Genomic DNA, 18,100 nt, shown 5'->3' with positions numbered 1-18,100 from the left:
GTCGGATCCGGCAGACGGTCTATCGTGGCATCCGGCGCGTCGACCAGCACTTCAAACTGACGATGGTTGCGAGCAATCTGACCCGCATGGCCCGAATGCCAGGTGTGGTGCAGCAAGGAGCGACGCGATGAGCCGCCACGGCGCGAAGACTGCGCGCCAGAAGGGCTGCATGCGTGCGCATGCCCCGCGCGGACAGCGCGGCAAACCGGTAATTCAGCGGGAAATTGCACGCGCAAGTCTCCTGAACATAGCTTCGGTCGTCATGACGGGGCGCTTTTCAACAGCCTGCTAGGGATTTACTGCTCGCGCTGGTCGTCGTGATTGCGTGGGGCGTCAATTTCGTCGTGATCAAGGTGGGTCTGCACGGTGTGCCGCCGATGCTGCTTGGCGCGTTGCGCTTCGCGCTTGCCGCCGTGCCCGCGGTGTTTTTCGTCAAGCGGCCGCAGATGCCGTGGCGCTGGCTGCTCGCTTATGGCGCGACGATTTCGTTCGGGCAATTCGCTTTCCTGTTCTCGGCGATGTACGTCGGCATGCCCGCGGGGCTCGCGTCTCTCGTCTTGCAGGCGCAGGCATTTTTCACGCTGATCTTCGCGGCACTGTTTCTGCATGAGCGTTTCCGCGTGCCAAACATCGTCGGTTTGCTGATTGCTGCGGGCGGCCTCGCGGTCATCGGCATGCAAGGCGGCCATGCGATGACGCTCGCGGGTTTTGTCCTCACGCTGTGCGCGGCGTGTTCGTGGGCGCTCGGCAACATCGTCACGAAGAAGGTCGGCAAGGTCGATCTGGTCGGGCTGGTGGTGTGGGGCAGCCTGATTCCGCCGTTGCCGTTTTTCGCGCTGTCGTACGCGTTCGAGGGGCCGCAGCGGATCGTCGCGGCGCTGTCCGGGATCAGTGCGATGTCGATTTTCGCCATCGTGTATCTCGCGTTTATCGCGACGCTGATCGGCTACGGGTTGTGGAGCCGGCTTCTGTCGCGCTATCCGGCGAGCCAGGTGGCGCCGTTCTCGCTGCTGGTGCCGATTGTCGGGCTGGCGTCGGCGTCCCTGTTTCTCGACGAGCAGTTGTCCGAGGCGCAGATCGTGGGCGCGTTGCTGGTGATGGCGGGGTTGGCGGTGAATGTGTTCGGCGGTTGGGTCGTGCAGCGGTTTTCACCGGCGCGTTGACGGGCTCTTAGGCGTGAAGCAGAAAAAACGGCCGCATCGAGCGGCCGTTTTTTTATCGGCTGCATGACGTGGTGTCACGCCGGCTCGCGTCAGGTCATGCGGTTCTTCGCCAACGGCGGATTCGCCGCGAAATAGCGCTTGATGCCGGTCATGATCGCATCGGCCATTTTCTCCCGATACGCGTCGTCGTTCAGGCGGCGCTCTTCATCCGGGTTGCTGATGAAGGCGGTCTCCACGAGGATCGACGGAATATCCGGCGCCTTCAGCACCGCAAAGCCGGCCTGTTCGACCGAGCCTTTGTGCAGCTTGTTGATACCGCCGATCTCCTTCAGCACGAAGTTGCCGTAGCGCATCGAATCGCGAATCTGCGCGGTGGTCGACATATCGAACAGTGCGCGGTTGACGGTCGCGTCGGCAGACTTGATGTTGATCCCGCCGATCTGATCCGACGAGTTCTCCTTGTTCGCCATCCAGCGCGCCGCAGCGCTCGACGCTCCGTGCTCCGACAAGGCAAACACCGACGAGCCCTTCGCGTCGGGCGTGGTGAATGCGTCCGCGTGAATCGACACGAACAGATCCGCGCCGACACGCCGCGCCTTCTGCACGCGCACGTTCAGCGGCACGAAGAAATCGGCGTCGCGCGTCATCATGGCGCGCATATTCGGCTGTGCGTCGATCTTCGCGCGCAACTTCTTCGCGATGTCGAGTGCGACGTGTTTCTCGTACGTGCCCGAACCTCCGATTGCGCCCGGGTCTTCGCCGCCGTGACCCGGATCGACCGCGACGGTGAGCAGGCGCACCGTGTTGCTCTTGCCGGTTTTCGGGTTGGTGAAGGCGTAGTTATCGTCGCCGTCGTTGTCGTCGCCACCGAGGTTGCTGCCACTCGTGCCGCCTTTGTTGCGGGCGATCGCAGTGGGCGGCGCGACGGGCGCCGTCGGCGACGAAGGCTTGCCGAGGATGGGCGGAGCCGGTGTCGGCACAACGTGCACCGGCGGACGTGGCGCGTTCGGCGCCGTCCCGCCACTGCCGTTCTGCGCATAACGCTCGAAGAAGGCTTCGCTGTTGTCGGCGGTGGGCGGCGTGGTGCCGGGGCCGCTCAGTGTGGCGGGCGGCGCGTTGTTTTCGTCCAGCGTTTGCTGCTTGCGCTCGGTCTGCGCGAGCAGATCCATCAGCGGATCGGGCGCGACAGCGGGGTACAGGTCGAATACCAGCCGGTATTTGTACGCGCCGACCGGCGGCAGCGTGAATACCTGCGGCTTCACCGAGCCCTTCAGATCGAACACCATACGCACGACGTGCGGCTGATATTGCCCGACACGCACCGACTGGATCTGCGGATCGTTCGGCGTGATCTTTGATACCAGATCCTTCAGCGCCTGGTCCAGATCGAGGCCGCTCAGATCGACCACCAGCCGGTCAGGACCCTGCAGCAACTGCTGCGCGTTCTGTAACGGCTGGTCCGATTCGATCGTCACGCGCGTGTAATCGCGCGCCGGCCAGACCCGCACGCCCAGCACCGAACTCGCCCACGCAAGACGCGGGGCAACAAGGCCGAGCACCAGCGTGGACGCACCCGCGCGCAGAATCTGCCGGCGCCGCCAGTTATGCGTTGCGGTAGCCGCCGATTCGATCGAGCGGAACGGTTTGATCAACATCTTTCGAGACATGCCTTTCCTGATTCGCTGTATGCCCGTGCGACGAGTACCCGGCCGTCGCCCTCGTGGTCCAGGTCGAGCGCGAAGACGAGATCCGGCACGCCAAGGAGACGCCCGGCACGCTGCGGCCATTCGACGAGGCAGATGGCGCCGCTGTCGAAGTACTCGCGAAAGCCCGCGTCGGCCCATTCGGCCGGGTCCGTGAATCTATACAGATCGAAGTGATAGAGCGCGAGTTCCCCAGCGGGCCGTTCGAGCACGTAGGGTTCGACGAGTGTGTAGGTGGGACTGCGCACGCGGCCGGTGTGGCCGAGGCCGCGCAAGGTCGCGCGCACGAGTGTGGTTTTGCCGGCGCCGAGGTCGCCGACGAGTTGGACTTGCAGTCCGTGAAATGCCTGATGGCCCGCGATGCCTGGCGCGTGTTGTTGCGCTGCTTGCTGCGCTTTTTGCCGTGGGGTTTGCTGCAACTCGCGCACGCTTTCAATCGCCTGCGCGAAGCGCTCGCCGAATGCGTTGGTGGCGGCCTCATCCGCGAGCGCGAAGGAGCGTTCGAGCAGGATATCGGCGGGCGATTGGATCGCGAGATCGGGATTGACGGGCATTCTCGTAAAATGGCGTGATGAACCGAAGTCCGGAGTCCCCTGTTTCCTGCACGCCTGCGTCAAACGACGATGCGCGTGCCGAGCGTCATTTCGATGAAGCGGCGCTGAATGCGCTCGCGCTGAACATCAAAACGTGGGGCCGTGAACTGGGTTTTGGGGCGATCGGCATCAGCGACACCGATCTCTCCGCTGCCGAAGCGCCGCTTGCAGCATGGCTGGAAGCGGGGTGCCACGGCGAGATGGATTATATGGCGAAACACGGCATGAAACGCGCGCGCCCCGCCGAGCTTGTGGCCGGCACGCGACGTGTGATTACCGCGCGAATCGCCTATTTACCCGCGGAAACATTGAGCGGAAAGGCGCACGAAAGCGCTTTGCAGGAAGCACCGCCGACACCGCCAGACTGGCGCGCAGCCGAGCATGCGCGGCTTGCGGACCCATCGGCTGCGGTGGTGTCGATCTATGCGCGGGGCCGTGATTATCACAAGGTAATGCGTAACCGTTTGCAACATCTGGCCGAGAAAATCGAGGCGGAGATCGGCGCGTTCGGCTACCGCGTATTTACCGATTCGGCGCCGGTGCTCGAAGTAGAACTTGCCCAGAAGGCCGGAATCGGCTGGCGCGGCAAACACACGCTTCTGCTGCAGCGCGACGCCGGCTCCCTGTTTTTCCTGGGTGAAATCTACGTCGACGTGCCCTTGCCAACCGATGCCGAGACCTCGCCCGACGACGCACCGGAAACGCCGGGGTCGCATTGCGGCAGTTGCACGCGCTGCATCGACGCATGTCCGACAGGTGCGATCGTGGCGCCCTATAAGGTCGACGCACGCCTCTGTATTTCGTATCTGACGATCGAATTGAAGGGCAATATTCCCCTGGAAATGCGGCCGCTGATCGGTAATCGTGTGTATGGCTGCGACGATTGCCAGCTCGTGTGTCCTTGGAACAAGTTTGCGCAGGCCGCGCCGGTCGCCGATTTCGATGTGCGGCATGGACTCGATCGCGCGACGCTGGTCGAACTGTTCGCATGGTCCGCCGACGAGTTCGATACGCGCATGCAGGGCAGTGCGATTCGTCGCATCGGCTATGAGAGTTGGCTGCGCAATCTGGCGGTGGGGATGGGTAATGCACTGCGGGCCTCGTCGGAGAGTTTGAGTGCGGATGCGCGCGAGGCGATTGTTCATGCGCTGAAGTTGCGCGTTGAAGATCCTTCTGCCGTCGTGCGCGAGCATGTGGAATGGGCGTTGGAAGCGGCGTAAAGTAGCGGCAATTCGGCGGCGGTTTTTCTGCGCGAAGCTACCTGCATCCTATGCAGGTACGCTACCGTGACGTTTAAAAGGCGCCGGTCGAGTCATGAGGCAAGCAACCATGTTCAATGCAGTGATTGATGCACCGTTCGGCAAGGTTGGCATTCGCCTCGAAGGCGAGGCCGTGCGCGAGATCGTCTATCTGCCGGAGTCGGTGCAGAGCGTGGCGCCGGACACACTGCTCGCAAAGCAGGCCGTCGAGCAGATCGAGCGATATTTCGAGCGGGCGTCCGCTAAGTTCGAATTGCCGCTGGCAGCGGTCGGCACCCCGTTTCAGCGGCGCGTGTGGCAAGCGATCAGCGACATCCCGCCAGGCGTCGTATTGACCTATGGGCAACTGGCAAGGCAGCTAGGTAGTGTTCCGCGCGCGGTCGGCCAGGCGTGCGGTTCCAATTACTTTCCGATCGTGATTCCGTGTCATCGGGTGGTCAGTGCGAGCGGCATCGGCGGATTCGCGCATCACGCTGGCGATGGCTTCTTTCGCAACGTCAAGCGCTGGCTTCTGGCGCATGAAGGCATTCCCTACGCATGAGCGACACCGTGGCTGACGACGCGCCCATCGCGTCACCTTTGTTTGTATCGAGTTCGGCCTCAATCGACGCCTTCTGCGACGCGTTGTGGCTCGAGCACGGCTTGTCGCGCAACACGCTCGATGCATACCGGCGCGATCTGCGCCTGTTCTGCGAATGGCTCGCGCAAACCCGCAACACGTCGCTCGACACGGCCAGCGAGGCCGATCTCAACGCCTACAGTGCGGCTCGTCAGAAAGACAAATCCACTTCGGCGAACCGGCGGCTCTCGGTATTTCGCCGCTATTACGGCTGGGCCGTGCGCGAGCATCGCGCAAAGGCCGATCCGACGGTGCGTATCCGTTCGGCCAAGCAACCGCCGCGTTTTCCGTCGACGCTCAGCGAAGCGCAAGTCGAAGCGCTCCTAGGGGCGCCGGATATCGACACGCCCTTAGGCCTACGCGATCGCACCATGCTGGAATTGATGTATGCGAGCGGTTTGCGTGTCACCGAACTCGTCACGTTGAAGACGGTGGAAGTGGGCCTGAACGAAGGCGTAGTGCGTGTGATGGGCAAGGGCTCGAAAGAGCGCCTGATTCCGTTCGGCGAAGAGGCACACGGCTGGATCGAACGCTATCTGCGCGAAGCGCGTCCGGCTTTGCTCGGTGCGCGCGCGACGGATGCGCTGTTCGTCACGAGCCGCGCGGAGGGTATGACCCGCCAGCAGTTCTGGAACATCATCAAGCGTCACGCGGCGGCCGCCGACGTGCGCGCGCCGCTCTCGCCGCATACGTTGCGGCACGCGTTCGCGACGCACCTGCTGAACCATGGCGCCGATTTGCGCGTCGTGCAATTGCTGCTCGGTCATACGGATATCTCGACCACGCAGATCTATACGCACGTGGCCCGCGAACGGTTGAAGTCGCTGCATGCGCAGCATCATCCGCGCGGGTGAGGCGCGTTAGACGAATTCGCGAAGCCGGTGCTTGAGAATCTTGCCGGTCGACGCGGCCGGTAGCGCGGCGAGCACCTTCACATCAGCAGGGCGCTTGTACGGCGCGAGACGCTCGCCGCACCACGCGATCAGTTCAGCCGGCGTCACCGTCGCGCCCGCGATCAATTCGACGAACGCGACCACTTCCTCGTTACCCTCCACCGCGCGCCCGATCACCGCCGACTGCACCACCTGCGGATGCGCATTCAACACATGCTCGACTTCCGCCGGATACACGTTGAAGCCCGAGCGGATGATCAGCTCCTTGCTGCGTCCGACGATATGCAATGCACCGTCCGCGTCCTGCCGCGCGAGATCTCCGGTCTTGAGCCAGCCGTCTTCGGTAACGACGGCGCGGGTTTGCTCCGGGCTGCGGTAGTAACCCAGCATCACGTTCGGGCCACGCACCCACAGTTCACCGATTTCGCCCGGCGCGGCATCCACGCCGTCGAGTCCGACGAACCGCACGTCGACGCCAGGAATAACCTCGCCGACCGAGCAATCGCTGCGCGGCGCATCGAGCATGGTGTGGGAGACGGTCGGACTGCTCTCGGTCATGCCATAGCCGTTGTGCAGCGGCAGGCCGTAGACGCTTTCGACGTGCGCTTTCAGCGCGGCGTCGAGCGGCGAGCCGCCCGAATAGGCAAAGCGCAGACGCGGCGCAGACCACGCGTGGCCGTGCGTCTGCAAATGTTCGAGCAATTTGGCGTGCATGGCTGGAACGCCCTGAAAGATCGATACGCGCTCTTCGGCTAGCGCGCGCCGCACCGCCTCCGGGGCGAAACGCGGGGCGAGGCGCAGGGTCGCACCGGCGTGCAGGCTGCCGAGACACACCGAGGCAAAGCCGTACACGTGCGAGATCGGTAGAACGGCGTACACGACATCGTCCGGACCGACTTTGCGCAAGCGGCTCGAGATGGCTGCTATGAAGAGCAGATTGCGGTGGGACAGCATCACGCCTTTCGGCGCGCCCGTGGTTCCCGTGGTGTAGATCAGTGCGGCGCATTGACGGTCATTCGCGCCCTCGACCGGCTCGGCTTTCGCGTCGGGGTCGACCGTGTACGACCAGGCGCCGATATCCGGCGTGATGGCAGGCGCGGTGACGGCCTGAAGCCGCCGCGCATGCTGTTGGGCATCCACGGAGCTCTCGACCGCATACGCGACCACGCGAGGCTGCGCGTGCGCCCGGATCGCATCGAGTTCGGCGGCGGACAGGCGGGCGTTCGACACCAGCGCCCACGCGTCGAGTTGCGCGGTGGCGAACAGGAGCACGATCTGCACGATACTGTTCTCGGCCACGATCATTACGCGATCGCCGCCACGCACGCCCCATTCGCGCAGCTGTGCGGCGGTGGCATTGACGGCTTCCAGAAGCTGCGCGCTGGTAAGGCGGCGCGCATCCTCGATCAAGGCGACGTGTTGCGGATCGCGCGCGGCCGCGAGCGCCGGAATGTCGGCAATACGCGCGGGCAGGGCGGCTAGCAGCGCGGGAATGTCGATCGTGGAGCGGGTGGATGAATCGTGGCTCAATGCTGTCTCCTATGTCGACCAGAGTTGGCGCTTTAGCGTCTTACTCTGGTCCCATGCAAAGCGGTCGACCAGAGTTGGCGCTTTAGCGTCTTACTCTGGTCCCATGCAAAGCGGTCGACCAGAGTTCGAGCTCTGCATGGTCGCTAAACGTATTCAGTGCCCGGCATACAGTGTGCCGGATGATTTGCGAACGATCGTGCCACAATCGCCGATCCCGCACAATTGGCCGTTCGGCAAATAGCCGTTGCGCAAACTCGCCATTACAATGCGCCGATGAGCAAATCCAGACACGTCTCCGAAACGCCCGCGACGCAGTTTCTGCGCCGTCACGGCGTCACTTTCGGCGAGCATCCTTATGATTACGTGGAGCACGGCGGCACCGAGGAGTCGGCGCGCCAGCTCGGCGTGGACGAACACCATGTCGTGAAGACGCTGGTGATGGAGGACGAGCACGCCAAGCCGCTGATCGTGCTGATGCACGGCGACCGCACCGTCAGCACCAAGAATCTGGCCCGGCAGATCGGCGCGAAACGCGTCGAGCCATGCAAGCCCGAGGTGGCGAGCCGGCATTCCGGCTATCTGATCGGCGGCACGTCGCCGTTCGGCACGAAGAAGCAGATGCCGGTGTACGTCGAGTCGAGCATCCTCGAGATGGACAAAATCTGGCTGAACGGCGGGCGGCGCGGTTTTCTGGTCAGCATCGAGCCCACGATTTTGACCGGCTTGCTGGCGGCGAAGCCGGTTCAATGCGCGAGCGTCGATTGACGTTTGTCTCAATGTTTTCCGGGCGGGTGGGTTCGGTAGAATGTGCGCCGCCTTGTTCCCTGTTGCGGTTGGATGTCGAGTTTCAGACCGCCGATCCTTATAAGAGTCCCAGATGCAAAACCTGATCGTTGCTGTCGTTGCCTACCTGATCGGCTCGGTGTCGTTCGCCGTGATCGTGAGCGCCGCCATGGGGCTGGACGACCCGCGCTCATACGGCTCGGGCAACCCGGGCGCCACCAACGTGCTGCGCAGCGGCAGCAAGAAGGCCGCGATTCTCACCCTGATCGGCGACGCGTTTAAAGGATGGCTGCCGGTGTGGTTCGTGGTGCACTTCGGCGCGCGTTACGGCCTCGACGATACGTCGGTCGCGATTGCATCCATTGCTGTGTTTCTCGGCCACCTGTATCCGATCTTCTTCCGCTTCAAGGGCGGCAAGGGCGTGGCGACCGCGGCGGGCGTGCTGCTCGCGATCAACCCGATCCTTGGCTTGGCCACGTTGCTTACGTGGCTGATCGTGGCGTTTTTTACGCGCTATTCTTCGCTGGCGGCACTGGCCGCGGCGGTGTTCGCGCCGATCTTCGACGGCTTTCTGTTCGGGCCGCATATCATCGCGCTGGCGATTGTCGTGATGAGTTCGCTGCTGGTCTGGCGCCACCGCGGCAACATCGCCAAATTGATGCGCGGGCAGGAAAGCCGCATCGGCGCCAAGAAGAAACCCGACGCAGCGGCCTAGCGCGGCGGGTGGTACGAACCTTGACCGTGGGCGGGGTACGGCCGGGTGTTGGCCGGCGTGCCTGAGTGCCTTCACGAAGTAGGCGCTGAACGCGCATGGGCTATGTGCCGAGCGCATGCAATCCGTGCGGGTGCTGAGTCGGGTGCTAAGTTTCCACGCGACCCATTGCCGGGCCTCAACGCACGCCCATTGCCGAGCGGCAGCACGCGCTCGGTCTTGAGCGTGACGCGCGTTCAGTCGCGGAAGTTATTGAAGTCGAGCGGCGTGTCAGTCACGTCCTTGCGCAGCATCGCGATCACGCTTTGCAGATCGTCGCGCTTGCCACCGGTGATACGCACCGCGTCGCCCTGAATGCTCGCCTGGACCTTGATCTTGCTGTCCTTCACGAGACGCACGATTTTCTTCGACAGATCGCCGGATACCCCTTTCTTGATCTTGATGATCTGCTTGACCTTGTCGCCGCCGATCTTCTCGATCTTGCCGTAGTCGAGGAAGCGCACGTCCACATTGCGCTTGGCCATTTTCGACAGCAGGACGTCTTTCACCTGACCGAGCTTGAAATCGTCGTCGGCGTAGGCGGTGATTTCGCTTTCCTTGTGCTCGACGCGCGCGTCCGACCCTTTGAAGTCGAAGCGGGTTGAAATTTCCTTGTTGGACTGCTCGATCGCGTTCTTGACTTCGATCATGTCTGCTTCGCAGACGACGTCAAACGATGGCATTGTTTTCTCCCAATAGTGCTGCGGTGCGTGGCGCGGCCGGTCGGCTGCTCACGGGGCACTCGCTATAATCACGGACCGGACGTCATTTTACCGACGCCACTCCCTTTTGCCTAAGGCCGCCGCGCATTGTCGTGCGGCCGGGGCCCGATGTCGTTTAGCTGGCCGTTCCATTCTTCTCATTCCGATGTCCCAATCCGATTCCGCCGCGTTCATTGCAGGCTATCCGCTGAAGGCGCATAACACCTTCGGTTTCGATGTTCGCGCGCAGTTTGCGTGCCGGATCGAGCACGAAGCGCAACTGATGACTGCCGTGCGCGATCCGCGTGCTACCGGCTTGCCGCGGCTGGTGCTGGGCGGCGGCAGCAATGTCGTGCTGACGGGCGACTTCGCCGGACTGGTGCTGCTGGTGGCGCTGCAAGGCCGCCGCGTCGTGCGCGAGGACGACGATGCATGGTACGTCGAGGCAGCAGCCGGCGAACCATGGCATGACTTTGTCGCGTGGACTTTGACGCAAGGACTGCCTGGGCTGGAGAACCTCGCGCTAATTCCGGGCACGGTGGGGGCGGCGCCGATTCAGAACATCGGCGCGTATGGGCTGGAGATGTGCGAGCGATTTGCGTCGCTGCGGGCGGTTGAGCTGGAAACGGGCGCCGTCGTCGAGCTCGATGCAAAGGCGTGCCGATTCGGTTACCGCGACAGTTTTTTCAAGCGGGAAGGGCGCGACCGGTTTGTCATCACGTCGGTCACTTTCCGTTTGCCGAAGGTTTGGCAGCCGCGCGCCGGTTACGCGGATATCGCGCGTGAACTGGCTGCCGGTGGTCATGCCGATGCCGCCGCGCCGAGTGCGCAGGCGATTTTCGACGCGGTAGTCGCGGTGCGGCGCGCCAAGCTGCCCGATCCGCTTCAGTTGGGTAACGCCGGGAGTTTCTTCAAGAATCCGGTCGTCGAGGCAACGCAGTTCGAAGCGCTGAAGGTCAAGGAGCCCGAGCTCGTGTCTTACCCGCAACCGGACGGCCGGGTGAAGCTCGCGGCGGGCTGGCTGATCGATCGATGCGGCTGGAAAGGCCGCGCGATGGGTGCAGCGGCCGTGCACGAGCGGCAGGCGCTGGTGCTGGTCAATCGCGGCGGGGCGAGCGGCGCCGAAGTGTTGGCGCTCGCAAAGGCGGTTCAGCGCGATGTGCTGGCGCGATTTGGGGTTGAGCTGGAAGCGGAGCCGGTTTGCTTGTGATTGCGTGAGCGGCATGCAGCAATGAAAAAGGTGCCGGGAGTTTCCCCCCGGCGCCTTTTTTGCATCTGAGCTGCACTGTCGGCAGTGTTTCGTGGCGCTTAGCTTCGCTTATGCGAAGCTAGCCTTCACCGAAAGGCACGTCCTTAGTCGCGCTGACGACGCGCGTTTTCCGCAATCCGCATACGCAACGCGTTCAGCTTGATGAACCCGCCAGCGTCGGCCTGGTTGTACGCACCGCCGTCGTCGTCGAACGTAGCGATCGTCTTGTCGAACAGCGTTTCCTTCGAATCGCGCGCGACAACCGAGACACTGCCCTTGTACAGCTTCACACGCACCCAGCCGTTAACCTTCTCTTGCGTATGGTCGATCAGCACCTGAATGGCGCGGCGCTCCGGGCTCCACCAGTAGCCGTTGTAAATCAGCGATGCGTAACGGGCCATCAGGTCGTCTTTCAGGTGGGCCACTTCGCGATCGAGCGTGATCGACTCGATGCCGCGGTGCGCCTTCAGCATGATCGTGCCGCCCGGCGTTTCATAGCAACCGCGCGACTTCATGCCGACGTAACGGTTTTCGACCAGGTCCAGACGGCCGATGCCGTGCTTGCCACCCAAACGGTTCAATTCGGTCAGCATTTCAGCCGGCGACAGACGCTTGCCGTTGATCGCGACCGGGTCGCCGTGCTCGTACTCGATGTCGAGGTATTCAGCCTGGTCGGGCGCCTGTTCCGGCGACACCGTCCAACGCCACATATCGGCTTCGGCTTCGGCCTTCGGGTCTTCCAGGTGACGGCCTTCGAACGAGATGTGCAGCAGGTTCGCGTCCATCGAATACGGCGCGCCGCCTTGCTTGTGCTTCATTTCGATCGGAATGCCGGCCTTTTCAGCGTAGGCGAGCAGCTTTTCGCGCGACAGCAGATCCCATTCGCGCCACGGTGCGATCACCTTGATGCCCGGTTCCAGCGCGTAATAACCGAGTTCGAAACGAACCTGGTCGTTGCCCTTGCCGGTTGCGCCGTGCGAGACCGCTTGCGCGCCGGTGGCGCGGGCGATTTCGATCTGACGCTTGGCAATCAGCGGACGTGCAATCGACGTGCCCAGCAGGTATTCGCCTTCATAGATCGTGTTGGCGCGGAACATCGGGAACACGTAGTCGCGCACGAATTCTTCGCGCAGGTCTTCGATGAAGATGTTGTCCTGCTTGATGCCGAGTTGCAGGGCTTTCTTGCGCGCCGGTTCCAGCTCTTCGCCCTGGCCGATGTCGGCCGTAAACGTGACGACTTCGGCGTCGTAATTGTCCTGCAACCACTTCAGGATGACGGAGGTGTCGAGGCCGCCCGAATAGGCGAGCACGACTTTCTTGATATCGCTCATGGTGAACTCGTAGCTGGAGAAAGCTGGAAAACAAGGCGCGCCGGCGGTTCCGGAGCGCGGAAAACCACTATTTTGACACTAAACCGCCGCTTGCCCGCGTTTTTGGAGTGCTGCGGTGGGTGAGCCGGTTCCGTTTGCATCTGCGGACGCCGGCTCGATGCGTGGCGTTAAACGTGGATGCCTTGCCTCGTATTCAAGGCCCCGTCACGCTTCACGCAGGTGCTGCGTAGCCGGCTCGCTTAGTGATTCAGCTTGCCGAGCAGCAGGTATTCCATCAACGCCTTTTGCACGTGCAGACGATTTTCCGCTTCGTCCCACACGACACTTTGCGGGCCGTCGATCACTTCCGCGCTGACTTCCTCGCCGCGGTGGGCAGGCAGGCAGTGCATGAACAAGGCGTCAGAATTGGCGCGCGCCATCATCTCGGCGTCGACGCACCAATCCGCAAAGGCTTTCTTGCGGGCTTCGTTTTCTGCCTCGAAGCCCATGCTGGTCCACACGTCTGTGGTGACCAGATCGGCGCCCGTGCAGGCCTCGTTCGGGTCGTCGAATTCCTGATAGAACGGGGCGCTTTCAGCGGCGACCATGGCGTGGTCGAGCTTGTAGCCCGGCGGCGTGGACAGGCGCAGCTTGAAGCCTAGAATCTGGGCGGCTTCGATCCACGTGTAGAGCATGTTGTTCGCATCGCCAACCCACGCGACCGTCTTGTCGCGAATCGGACCGCGATGTTCGAAATACGTGAAGATGTCCGCCAGCACCTGGCACGGGTGATATTCGTTGGTCAGCCCATTGATCACCGGCACGCGCGAATTCTCGGCAAAGCGCGTGAGAATGTCCTGGCCGAAGGTGCGGATCATGATGATGTCGACCATGCGCGAGATCACTTGCGCGGCGTCTTCGATCGGCTCGCCGCGCCCGAGCTGCGTGTCGCGCGTGCTCATGAAGACGGCGTGGCCGCCCAGCTGGAAGATGCCGGCTTCGAACGACAGGCGCGTGCGCGTCGAGTTTTTCTCGAAGATCATCGCCAGCGTGCGGTCGTGCAGCGGGTGGTAGGTCTCGTAGTTCTTGAATTTGCGTTTCAGAATGCGCGCGCGTTCCAGCACGTACTCGTAGTCTTCCAGCGAGAAATCCTTGAACTGCAGGTAGTGGCGAATTTTCTTGGCGGTCATGAAACAAATACGGCGGTCTCACCCGGCAGGATTGCCGGACGGCGCCGCCGTCGTTTGTGGTAACTCAATGCAGCATAAAGGATTTCGCCCCGTTTGACGAGTCGGCCAAAAGGCCAGGCAAGCTGGCTGAAAGCCTTTCGCAACCCTCAAACGAGCCTTGTGTGCGGTGCGGAAAAAGGTCCGCTGCGCTATAATCTACCGGTTATCCCTAAGCCCAGCAGGCCGGTATTAAGCTTGCGGGACACGGCTCGCGCACTCCGGAAAGTTTCGTCGCGATGCGCCGTCAAGATGAGCGCCGAGGCGGCTTATCTGGCCCTTCGTGGTTTCTGGCGGCGCAGCTCGCCATTCAGGCGTGGCCAACGTGTTCAGGCATCCCAAAGCCGCTTTGCAGTCAGCTTTGCCGTCATCCCGCTGGGCAGTCACACAGGTATTCCTACATGGCCGAAGCAGCTCCAACCGAATATTTCATTCAGGGCATCACGTCGACCGGAAAAAAGTTTCGGCCGAGTGACTGGTCGGAGCGGCTCGCAGGCGTCATGGCGTGCTTTGGTCCCAGCCCGCGCGGCAGGGGGCCGAATGCTTACCTGCAATACTCGTTGTATGTCCGGCCCACCATGATCGGCGACCTCAAGTGCGTGATTCTCGATTCGCGCTTGCGCGACATCGAGCCGATGGCCTTCGATTTCGTTCTCAACTTCGCGAAAGATAATGACCTTCTCGTGACCGAGGCGTGCGAGTTGCAACTCGAGCACGCTACGCCGCAAGAGAAGAGGCACGTGATCTAGTGCGAACTTGCCGGGCCAGTTCGGCAAAAAGAAAAACCCGCCAGTGGCGGGTTTTTTTGCGCCTGAAGCATTGGCTTCAAGGCGGATGGCTTCGATGTGCAACCAGCTGACTCGCGAGCAGGCGTGAGTCAATATCCGTTTCCGTCGGTATCAAGCAAAAAAGCCCGCCGAAGCGAGCCTTTCTGTAGCAGCGGAAACAGGAGGTAGCCCACCGAAGCGGGCTGACCGAATTTACTGCGCTGCGGGTGCTTGCAGACCCTTGAGGGCTGCAGCCAGACGGCTCTTGTTACGAGCTGCCTTGTTCTTGTGAACGATTTTCTTGTCGGCGATGATGTCGATGGTCTTCGACGATGCCTGGAAGATCTCGACGGCCTTAGCCTTGTCGCCTGCTTCGATTGCCTTGCGGACAGCCTTGATAGCCGTGCGGAACTTCGAGCGCAGTGCCGAGTTGTGCGAGTTTGCCTTGGCGGCCTGGCGGGCGCGCTTGCGTGCTTGTGCGGAGTTAGCCATGACGGTTCCTTATCCTGTTCCTGTTTCCAGTACCTGACCTTCAAGTGGTGAGGTGCTGCTTTTAGATCGAACTCTTGGAAGCGATTGCCCAAGAGCGCAAAAGTGTCGAAATAATTCGAAAAATCGATCGGACTACGCGAAGGCGGGCCCGTGTTCCGGTGTATTTCGAGGCTGATTGGCGCCTCAATATGGCTTGCGCGCTGCTGGAGCGACGCCGCTTACTGCGTGCCCGAACCTCCTCGAAAACCCGTCCGAAAATTGAGCGAGCTTCGAAACCGGCGATTATAGCAACAAAATCAGGCACGTGGCAACGAGGAATCGCCAATTCTGATATGCCGGGTCGGCGCCCATCCTCGGGGATTCTGTTAATTTTGGCGAGTTTCGGCGGTTCGCGAACGTCTTGGCACTGTCGCAACGGGTAAGCGGGCGGCTAGGGCGTGGCTCGCGAAGCCTGCGGCAGGCAACAAAAAACAACCCGATCCGCCCATCCGACCGAACGTCTGCGGCGCAAATCGGTCCGATTCGCGTTCCGGCTCGTCGTCCGCACCTGCGGCACCCGTATAATAAGCGCCCCATGAATCTATTCCGAGCCCTGCTGACGGTCAGCGGCTTCACGCTGCTGTCGCGCGTGACCGGACTGGCCCGCGAAACGCTGATCGCCCGCGCGTTCGGCGCCAGTCAATATACTGACGCGTTTTACGTCGCCTTCCGCATTCCCAATCTGCTGCGCCGCATTTCCGCCGAGGGTGCGTTCTCGCAGGCCTTCGTGCCGATTCTGGCCGAATTCAAAAACCAGCAAGGGCACGACGCCACCAAGGCGCTCGTCGATGCGACCTCGACCGTGCTGGCCTGGGCGCTCGCGATTCTCTCGCTGATCGGCGTGGTGGGGGCGTCGGGCGTGGTATTCATCGTCGCGTCAGGGCTCGCGCATGAAGGCCAGGCCTATGCGCTCGCGGTCACGATGACGCGCATCATGTTCCCGTACATCATTTTCATCTCGCTGACGTCGCTGGCGTCCGGCGTGCTGAATACGTACAAGAACTTTTCGCTGCCCGCGTTCGCGCCGGTCCTGCTGAACGTCGCGTTCATCGTCGCGGCGGTGTTTGTCGCGCCGCGCCTGCACACGCCGGTCTACGCGCTCGCTTGGGCGGTGATCGCCGGCGGCGTGCTGCAATTCATCGTGCAACTGCCCGGTCTGAAGAAGATCGACATGCTGCCGCGCATCGGTCTGAATCCGCTGAAGGCGCTCGCGCACCGCGGCGTGAAGCGGGTGCTGTCGAAGATGGTGCCGGCGATGTTCGCCGTGTCGGTCGCGCAGATCAGCCTGATCATCAACACCAATATTGCTTCTCGCATCGGCCCGGGCGCCGTATCCTGGATCAATTACGCCGACCGGTTGATGGAATTTCCGACCGCGCTGCTCGGCGTCGCGCTCGGCACGATCCTGCTGCCGAGCCTGTCGAAGGCGCACGTGGACGCCGATCCGCACGAGTATTCGTCGCTGCTCGACTGGGGGCTGCGCGTCACATTCCTGTTGGCCGCTCCGAGCGCCGTCGCGCTGTTTTTCTTCGCCCAGCCGCTCACCGCGACGCTGTTCCACTACGGCAAGTTCGACGGCAACTCAGTGGTCATGGTTGGCCGTGCGCTGTCGGCCTACGGCATCGGCCTGATCGGCCTGATTCTGATCAAAATCCTCGCGCCTGGTTTCTACGCGAAACAGGACATCAAGACGCCGGTGAAGATCGGCATCGGCGTGCTGATCGTCACGCAACTGAGCAACTATCTGTTCGTGCCGATCTTCGCGCATGCGGGTCTCACGCTGAGCGTCGGGCTCGGCGCTTGCGTCAACGCGCTATTCCTGTTCCTCGGCCTGCGCAAGCGTGGCATCTACATGCCGTCGAATGGCTGGTTGAAGTTCTTCGTGCAGTTGTTCGGCGCCTGTCTGGTGCTGGCCGGCACGATGCATTGGCTTGCGATCAGCTTCGACTGGATCGGCATGCATAACCGGCCGGTCGACCGCATCGTGTTGCTGGGGGCGTGCCTGGTACTGTTCGCCGCGCTATATTTCGGTATGCTTTGGCTGATGGGCTTCAAGTACGCGTATTTCAAAAGGCGAGTGAAGTGATCACGATGACGCGAGTTCTCGACTATTTCAGTACGCTGGTTGCCGAAGATGACAGCCTGCCGCTGACCGAGGCGGCGCTCTCGCTCGCGCAGGACGCTTATCCCGATCTCGATTTGCAAGGCACGCTGGCCGAGATCGACGAGCTGGTTTTGCGTTTGCAGCGCCGCATGCCGGACGACGCCGACATCAGGCAGAAGGTCGGCATTCTCAACCGATTTTTCTTCCGCGAGCTGGGTTTCGCCAGCAACCTCAACGATTATTACGATCCCGACAACAGCCATCTGAATGTGGTGCTCAAGCGGCGCCGCGGCATTCCGATTTCGCTGGCGGTGCTGTATCTGGAGATGGCCGAGCAGATCGGCATCCCGGCGCGCGGCGTGTCGTTTCCGGGCCACTTCCTGCTGCGCGTCACCACGCCGGATGGCGACGTGATGCTCGATCCGACCAGCGGGCATTCGCTGTCCGAATCGCAGATGGTGGACATGCTGGAGCCGTATGTGGCGTCGGCGGGCGAGTCGGTGAGCAGGGCGCTGCGCATCTTGCTGCAACCGGCCACGCGCCGCGAGATCATCGCTCGCATGCTGCGCAATCTGAAGTCCACATATCTTCAGACGGAACGCTGGCAGCGTCTGCTGGCGGTGCAACAGCGTCTCGTGATCCTGTTGCCGGAGAGTATCGAGGAAGTGCGCGATCGCGGTTTCGCCTATGCGCGGCTCGATTATCTGCGCCCGGCGCTCGAGGATCTTGAACGCTATCTCGGCGACCGGCCGGATGCGGAGGACGCGACGGTGGTGGAGTCGCAATTGCACGAACTGCGTCAGCGCACTCAGTACGACGACCGCGACTAAGAGCCGCTTTCCGGCCTACAGGTCAGAGGAAAAACAAAACGCCTGCACATGACTCACGTGCAGGCGTTTTTCATTGGCGCAGCTGCAT

The 18,100-nt window shown here is 62.2% G+C and carries 17 protein-coding genes and 1 pseudogene; 11 read left to right on the top strand and 7 right to left on the bottom strand.

The features are described from left to right. Nucleotides 1-131, top strand: a pseudogene (locus tag KHO33_RS10695) (IS5/IS1182 family transposase); the annotation flags it as partial. A gap of 168 nt (nucleotides 132-299) precedes the next feature. Then, nucleotides 300-1,163: an EamA family transporter gene (locus tag KHO33_RS10690; protein ID WP_200564763.1), complete on the top strand. Its 864-nt coding sequence runs from the start codon at nucleotides 300-302 to the stop codon at nucleotides 1,161-1,163. Between the two features lie 89 nt (nucleotides 1,164-1,252). On the opposite strand, the gene KHO33_RS10685 is transcribed toward KHO33_RS10690, so the two are convergent. Together KHO33_RS10685 and tsaE are read right to left on the bottom strand one after the other, a co-directional pair. Then, nucleotides 1,253-2,830 (bottom strand): N-acetylmuramoyl-L-alanine amidase, encoded by a 1,578-nt coding sequence (locus KHO33_RS10685; protein ID WP_200564754.1) that lies wholly within the window; start codon nucleotides 2,828-2,830, stop codon nucleotides 1,253-1,255. Then, a complete protein-coding gene (tsaE, locus tag KHO33_RS10680) occupies nucleotides 2,812-3,420 on the bottom strand; it encodes a tRNA (adenosine(37)-N6)-threonylcarbamoyltransferase complex ATPase subunit type 1 TsaE (protein ID WP_200564753.1) in 609 nt (202 codons plus the stop codon). The genes KHO33_RS10685 and tsaE overlap by 19 nt, the downstream gene beginning before the upstream one ends. Before the next feature lie 17 nt (nucleotides 3,421-3,437). Between tsaE and queG the strand changes: the two genes are divergently transcribed. From queG to xerD, 3 genes are all read left to right on the top strand, one after another. Next, on the top strand, nucleotides 3,438-4,679 hold the full coding sequence (gene queG, locus KHO33_RS10675) for a tRNA epoxyqueuosine(34) reductase QueG (protein WP_200564752.1): 1,242 nt from the start codon (nucleotides 3,438-3,440) through the stop codon (nucleotides 4,677-4,679). A gap of 109 nt (nucleotides 4,680-4,788) precedes the next feature. Further along, nucleotides 4,789-5,259 (top strand): methylated-DNA--[protein]-cysteine S-methyltransferase, encoded by a 471-nt coding sequence (locus tag KHO33_RS10670; protein ID WP_054034321.1) that lies wholly within the window; start codon nucleotides 4,789-4,791, stop codon nucleotides 5,257-5,259. Continuing rightward, on the top strand, nucleotides 5,256-6,191 hold the full coding sequence (xerD, locus tag KHO33_RS10665; RefSeq protein ID WP_054034319.1) for a site-specific tyrosine recombinase XerD: 936 nt from the start codon (nucleotides 5,256-5,258) through the stop codon (nucleotides 6,189-6,191). The genes KHO33_RS10670 and xerD overlap by 4 nt, the downstream gene beginning before the upstream one ends. Nucleotides 6,192-6,197: 6 nt before the next feature. On the opposite strand, the gene KHO33_RS10660 is transcribed toward xerD, so the two are convergent. Continuing rightward, entirely contained in the window at nucleotides 6,198-7,760 is a 1,563-nt protein-coding gene (locus tag KHO33_RS10660) for a class I adenylate-forming enzyme family protein (RefSeq protein ID WP_200564751.1), read from the bottom strand. Nucleotides 7,761-8,033: 273 nt separating this feature from the next. Here KHO33_RS10660 and ybaK point away from each other — a divergent pair, with 273 nt between their 5' ends. Then, the gene (ybaK, locus tag KHO33_RS10655) at nucleotides 8,034-8,525 is read left to right on the top strand and encodes a Cys-tRNA(Pro) deacylase (protein WP_054034317.1); all 492 of its coding nucleotides are present in this window, start codon (nucleotides 8,034-8,036) and stop codon (nucleotides 8,523-8,525) included. A 112-nt stretch (nucleotides 8,526-8,637) separates the two neighbouring features. Then, the gene (plsY, locus tag KHO33_RS10650; protein ID WP_054034315.1) at nucleotides 8,638-9,258 is read left to right on the top strand and encodes a glycerol-3-phosphate 1-O-acyltransferase PlsY; all 621 of its coding nucleotides are present in this window, start codon (nucleotides 8,638-8,640) and stop codon (nucleotides 9,256-9,258) included. 233 nt (nucleotides 9,259-9,491) lie between these two features. Here plsY and KHO33_RS10645 read toward each other — a convergent pair whose 3' ends face one another. After that, nucleotides 9,492-9,977 carry a YajQ family cyclic di-GMP-binding protein gene (locus tag KHO33_RS10645; RefSeq protein ID WP_054034313.1) on the bottom strand — a complete coding sequence of 162 codons (486 nt, stop codon included), beginning with the start codon at nucleotides 9,975-9,977 and terminating at the stop codon, nucleotides 9,492-9,494. A 184-nt stretch (nucleotides 9,978-10,161) separates the two neighbouring features. Here KHO33_RS10645 and murB point away from each other — a divergent pair, with 184 nt between their 5' ends. Then, complete coding sequence (murB, locus tag KHO33_RS10640; protein WP_200564750.1) at nucleotides 10,162-11,205, top strand: UDP-N-acetylmuramate dehydrogenase; 1,044 nt, start codon at nucleotides 10,162-10,164, stop codon at nucleotides 11,203-11,205. Nucleotides 11,206-11,348: 143 nt separating this feature from the next. On the opposite strand, the gene KHO33_RS10635 is transcribed toward murB, so the two are convergent. After that, complete coding sequence (locus tag KHO33_RS10635) at nucleotides 11,349-12,575, bottom strand: argininosuccinate synthase (RefSeq protein WP_054034311.1); 1,227 nt, start codon at nucleotides 12,573-12,575, stop codon at nucleotides 11,349-11,351. A 239-nt stretch (nucleotides 12,576-12,814) separates the two neighbouring features. Beyond that, nucleotides 12,815-13,744 carry an ornithine carbamoyltransferase gene (argF, locus tag KHO33_RS10630; protein WP_054034310.1) on the bottom strand — a complete coding sequence of 310 codons (930 nt, stop codon included), beginning with the start codon at nucleotides 13,742-13,744 and terminating at the stop codon, nucleotides 12,815-12,817. Nucleotides 13,745-14,181: 437 nt separating this feature from the next. Between argF and KHO33_RS10625 the strand changes: the two genes are divergently transcribed. Continuing rightward, nucleotides 14,182-14,529, top strand: coding sequence for a DUF3579 domain-containing protein (locus KHO33_RS10625; RefSeq protein WP_054034308.1), 348 nt, complete (start codon nucleotides 14,182-14,184; stop codon nucleotides 14,527-14,529). Between the two features lie 231 nt (nucleotides 14,530-14,760). Here the strand turns inward: KHO33_RS10625 and rpsT are convergent, their stop codons facing one another. Next, the gene (gene rpsT, locus KHO33_RS10620; RefSeq protein ID WP_054034306.1) at nucleotides 14,761-15,039 is read right to left on the bottom strand and encodes a 30S ribosomal protein S20; all 279 of its coding nucleotides are present in this window, start codon (nucleotides 15,037-15,039) and stop codon (nucleotides 14,761-14,763) included. 574 nt (nucleotides 15,040-15,613) lie between these two features. Here rpsT and murJ point away from each other — a divergent pair. Together murJ and KHO33_RS10610 are read left to right on the top strand one after the other, a co-directional pair. Continuing rightward, nucleotides 15,614-17,164, top strand: a complete 1,551-nt coding sequence (gene murJ, locus KHO33_RS10615; protein ID WP_200564749.1) for a murein biosynthesis integral membrane protein MurJ — start codon at nucleotides 15,614-15,616, stop codon at nucleotides 17,162-17,164. 5 nt (nucleotides 17,165-17,169) lie between these two features. Next, entirely contained in the window at nucleotides 17,170-18,012 is an 843-nt protein-coding gene (locus KHO33_RS10610) for a SirB1 family protein (RefSeq protein WP_200564748.1), read from the top strand. Nucleotides 18,013-18,100: the final 88 nt, after the last annotated feature.

It is taken from the genome of Paraburkholderia nemoris (assembly GCF_905221015.1).
Classification (GTDB): domain Bacteria; phylum Pseudomonadota; class Gammaproteobacteria; order Burkholderiales; family Burkholderiaceae; genus Paraburkholderia; species Paraburkholderia nemoris.
Note: the sequence above shows the minus strand (reverse complement) of the source record. Positions and strands in the feature narration are given on the sequence as shown.

Excerpts from the sequence above, each read along its gene's own strand:
- argF (WP_054034310.1), bottom strand. The coding sequence starts at position 13,744 with ATGACCGCCAAGAAAATTCGCCACTACCTGCAGTTCAAGGATTTCTCG.
- xerD (WP_054034319.1), top strand. The coding sequence starts at position 5,256 with ATGAGCGACACCGTGGCTGACGACGCGCCCATCGCGTCACCTTTGTTT.
- rpsT (WP_054034306.1), bottom strand. The coding sequence starts at position 15,039 with ATGGCTAACTCCGCACAAGCACGCAAGCGCGCCCGCCAGGCCGCCAAG.
- KHO33_RS10645 (WP_054034313.1), bottom strand. The coding sequence starts at position 9,977 with ATGCCATCGTTTGACGTCGTCTGCGAAGCAGACATGATCGAAGTCAAG.
- murJ (WP_200564749.1), top strand. The coding sequence starts at position 15,614 with ATGAATCTATTCCGAGCCCTGCTGACGGTCAGCGGCTTCACGCTGCTG.
- queG (WP_200564752.1), top strand. The coding sequence starts at position 3,438 with ATGAACCGAAGTCCGGAGTCCCCTGTTTCCTGCACGCCTGCGTCAAAC.
- plsY (WP_054034315.1), top strand. The coding sequence starts at position 8,638 with ATGCAAAACCTGATCGTTGCTGTCGTTGCCTACCTGATCGGCTCGGTG.
- KHO33_RS10670 (WP_054034321.1), top strand. The coding sequence starts at position 4,789 with ATGTTCAATGCAGTGATTGATGCACCGTTCGGCAAGGTTGGCATTCGC.
- KHO33_RS10635 (WP_054034311.1), bottom strand. The coding sequence starts at position 12,575 with ATGAGCGATATCAAGAAAGTCGTGCTCGCCTATTCGGGCGGCCTCGAC.
- KHO33_RS10610 (WP_200564748.1), top strand. The coding sequence starts at position 17,170 with ATGACGCGAGTTCTCGACTATTTCAGTACGCTGGTTGCCGAAGATGAC.
- ybaK (WP_054034317.1), top strand. The coding sequence starts at position 8,034 with ATGAGCAAATCCAGACACGTCTCCGAAACGCCCGCGACGCAGTTTCTG.
- KHO33_RS10625 (WP_054034308.1), top strand. The coding sequence starts at position 14,182 with ATGGCCGAAGCAGCTCCAACCGAATATTTCATTCAGGGCATCACGTCG.
- tsaE (WP_200564753.1), bottom strand. The coding sequence starts at position 3,420 with ATGCCCGTCAATCCCGATCTCGCGATCCAATCGCCCGCCGATATCCTG.
- KHO33_RS10685 (WP_200564754.1), bottom strand. The coding sequence starts at position 2,830 with ATGTCTCGAAAGATGTTGATCAAACCGTTCCGCTCGATCGAATCGGCG.
- murB (WP_200564750.1), top strand. The coding sequence starts at position 10,162 with ATGTCCCAATCCGATTCCGCCGCGTTCATTGCAGGCTATCCGCTGAAG.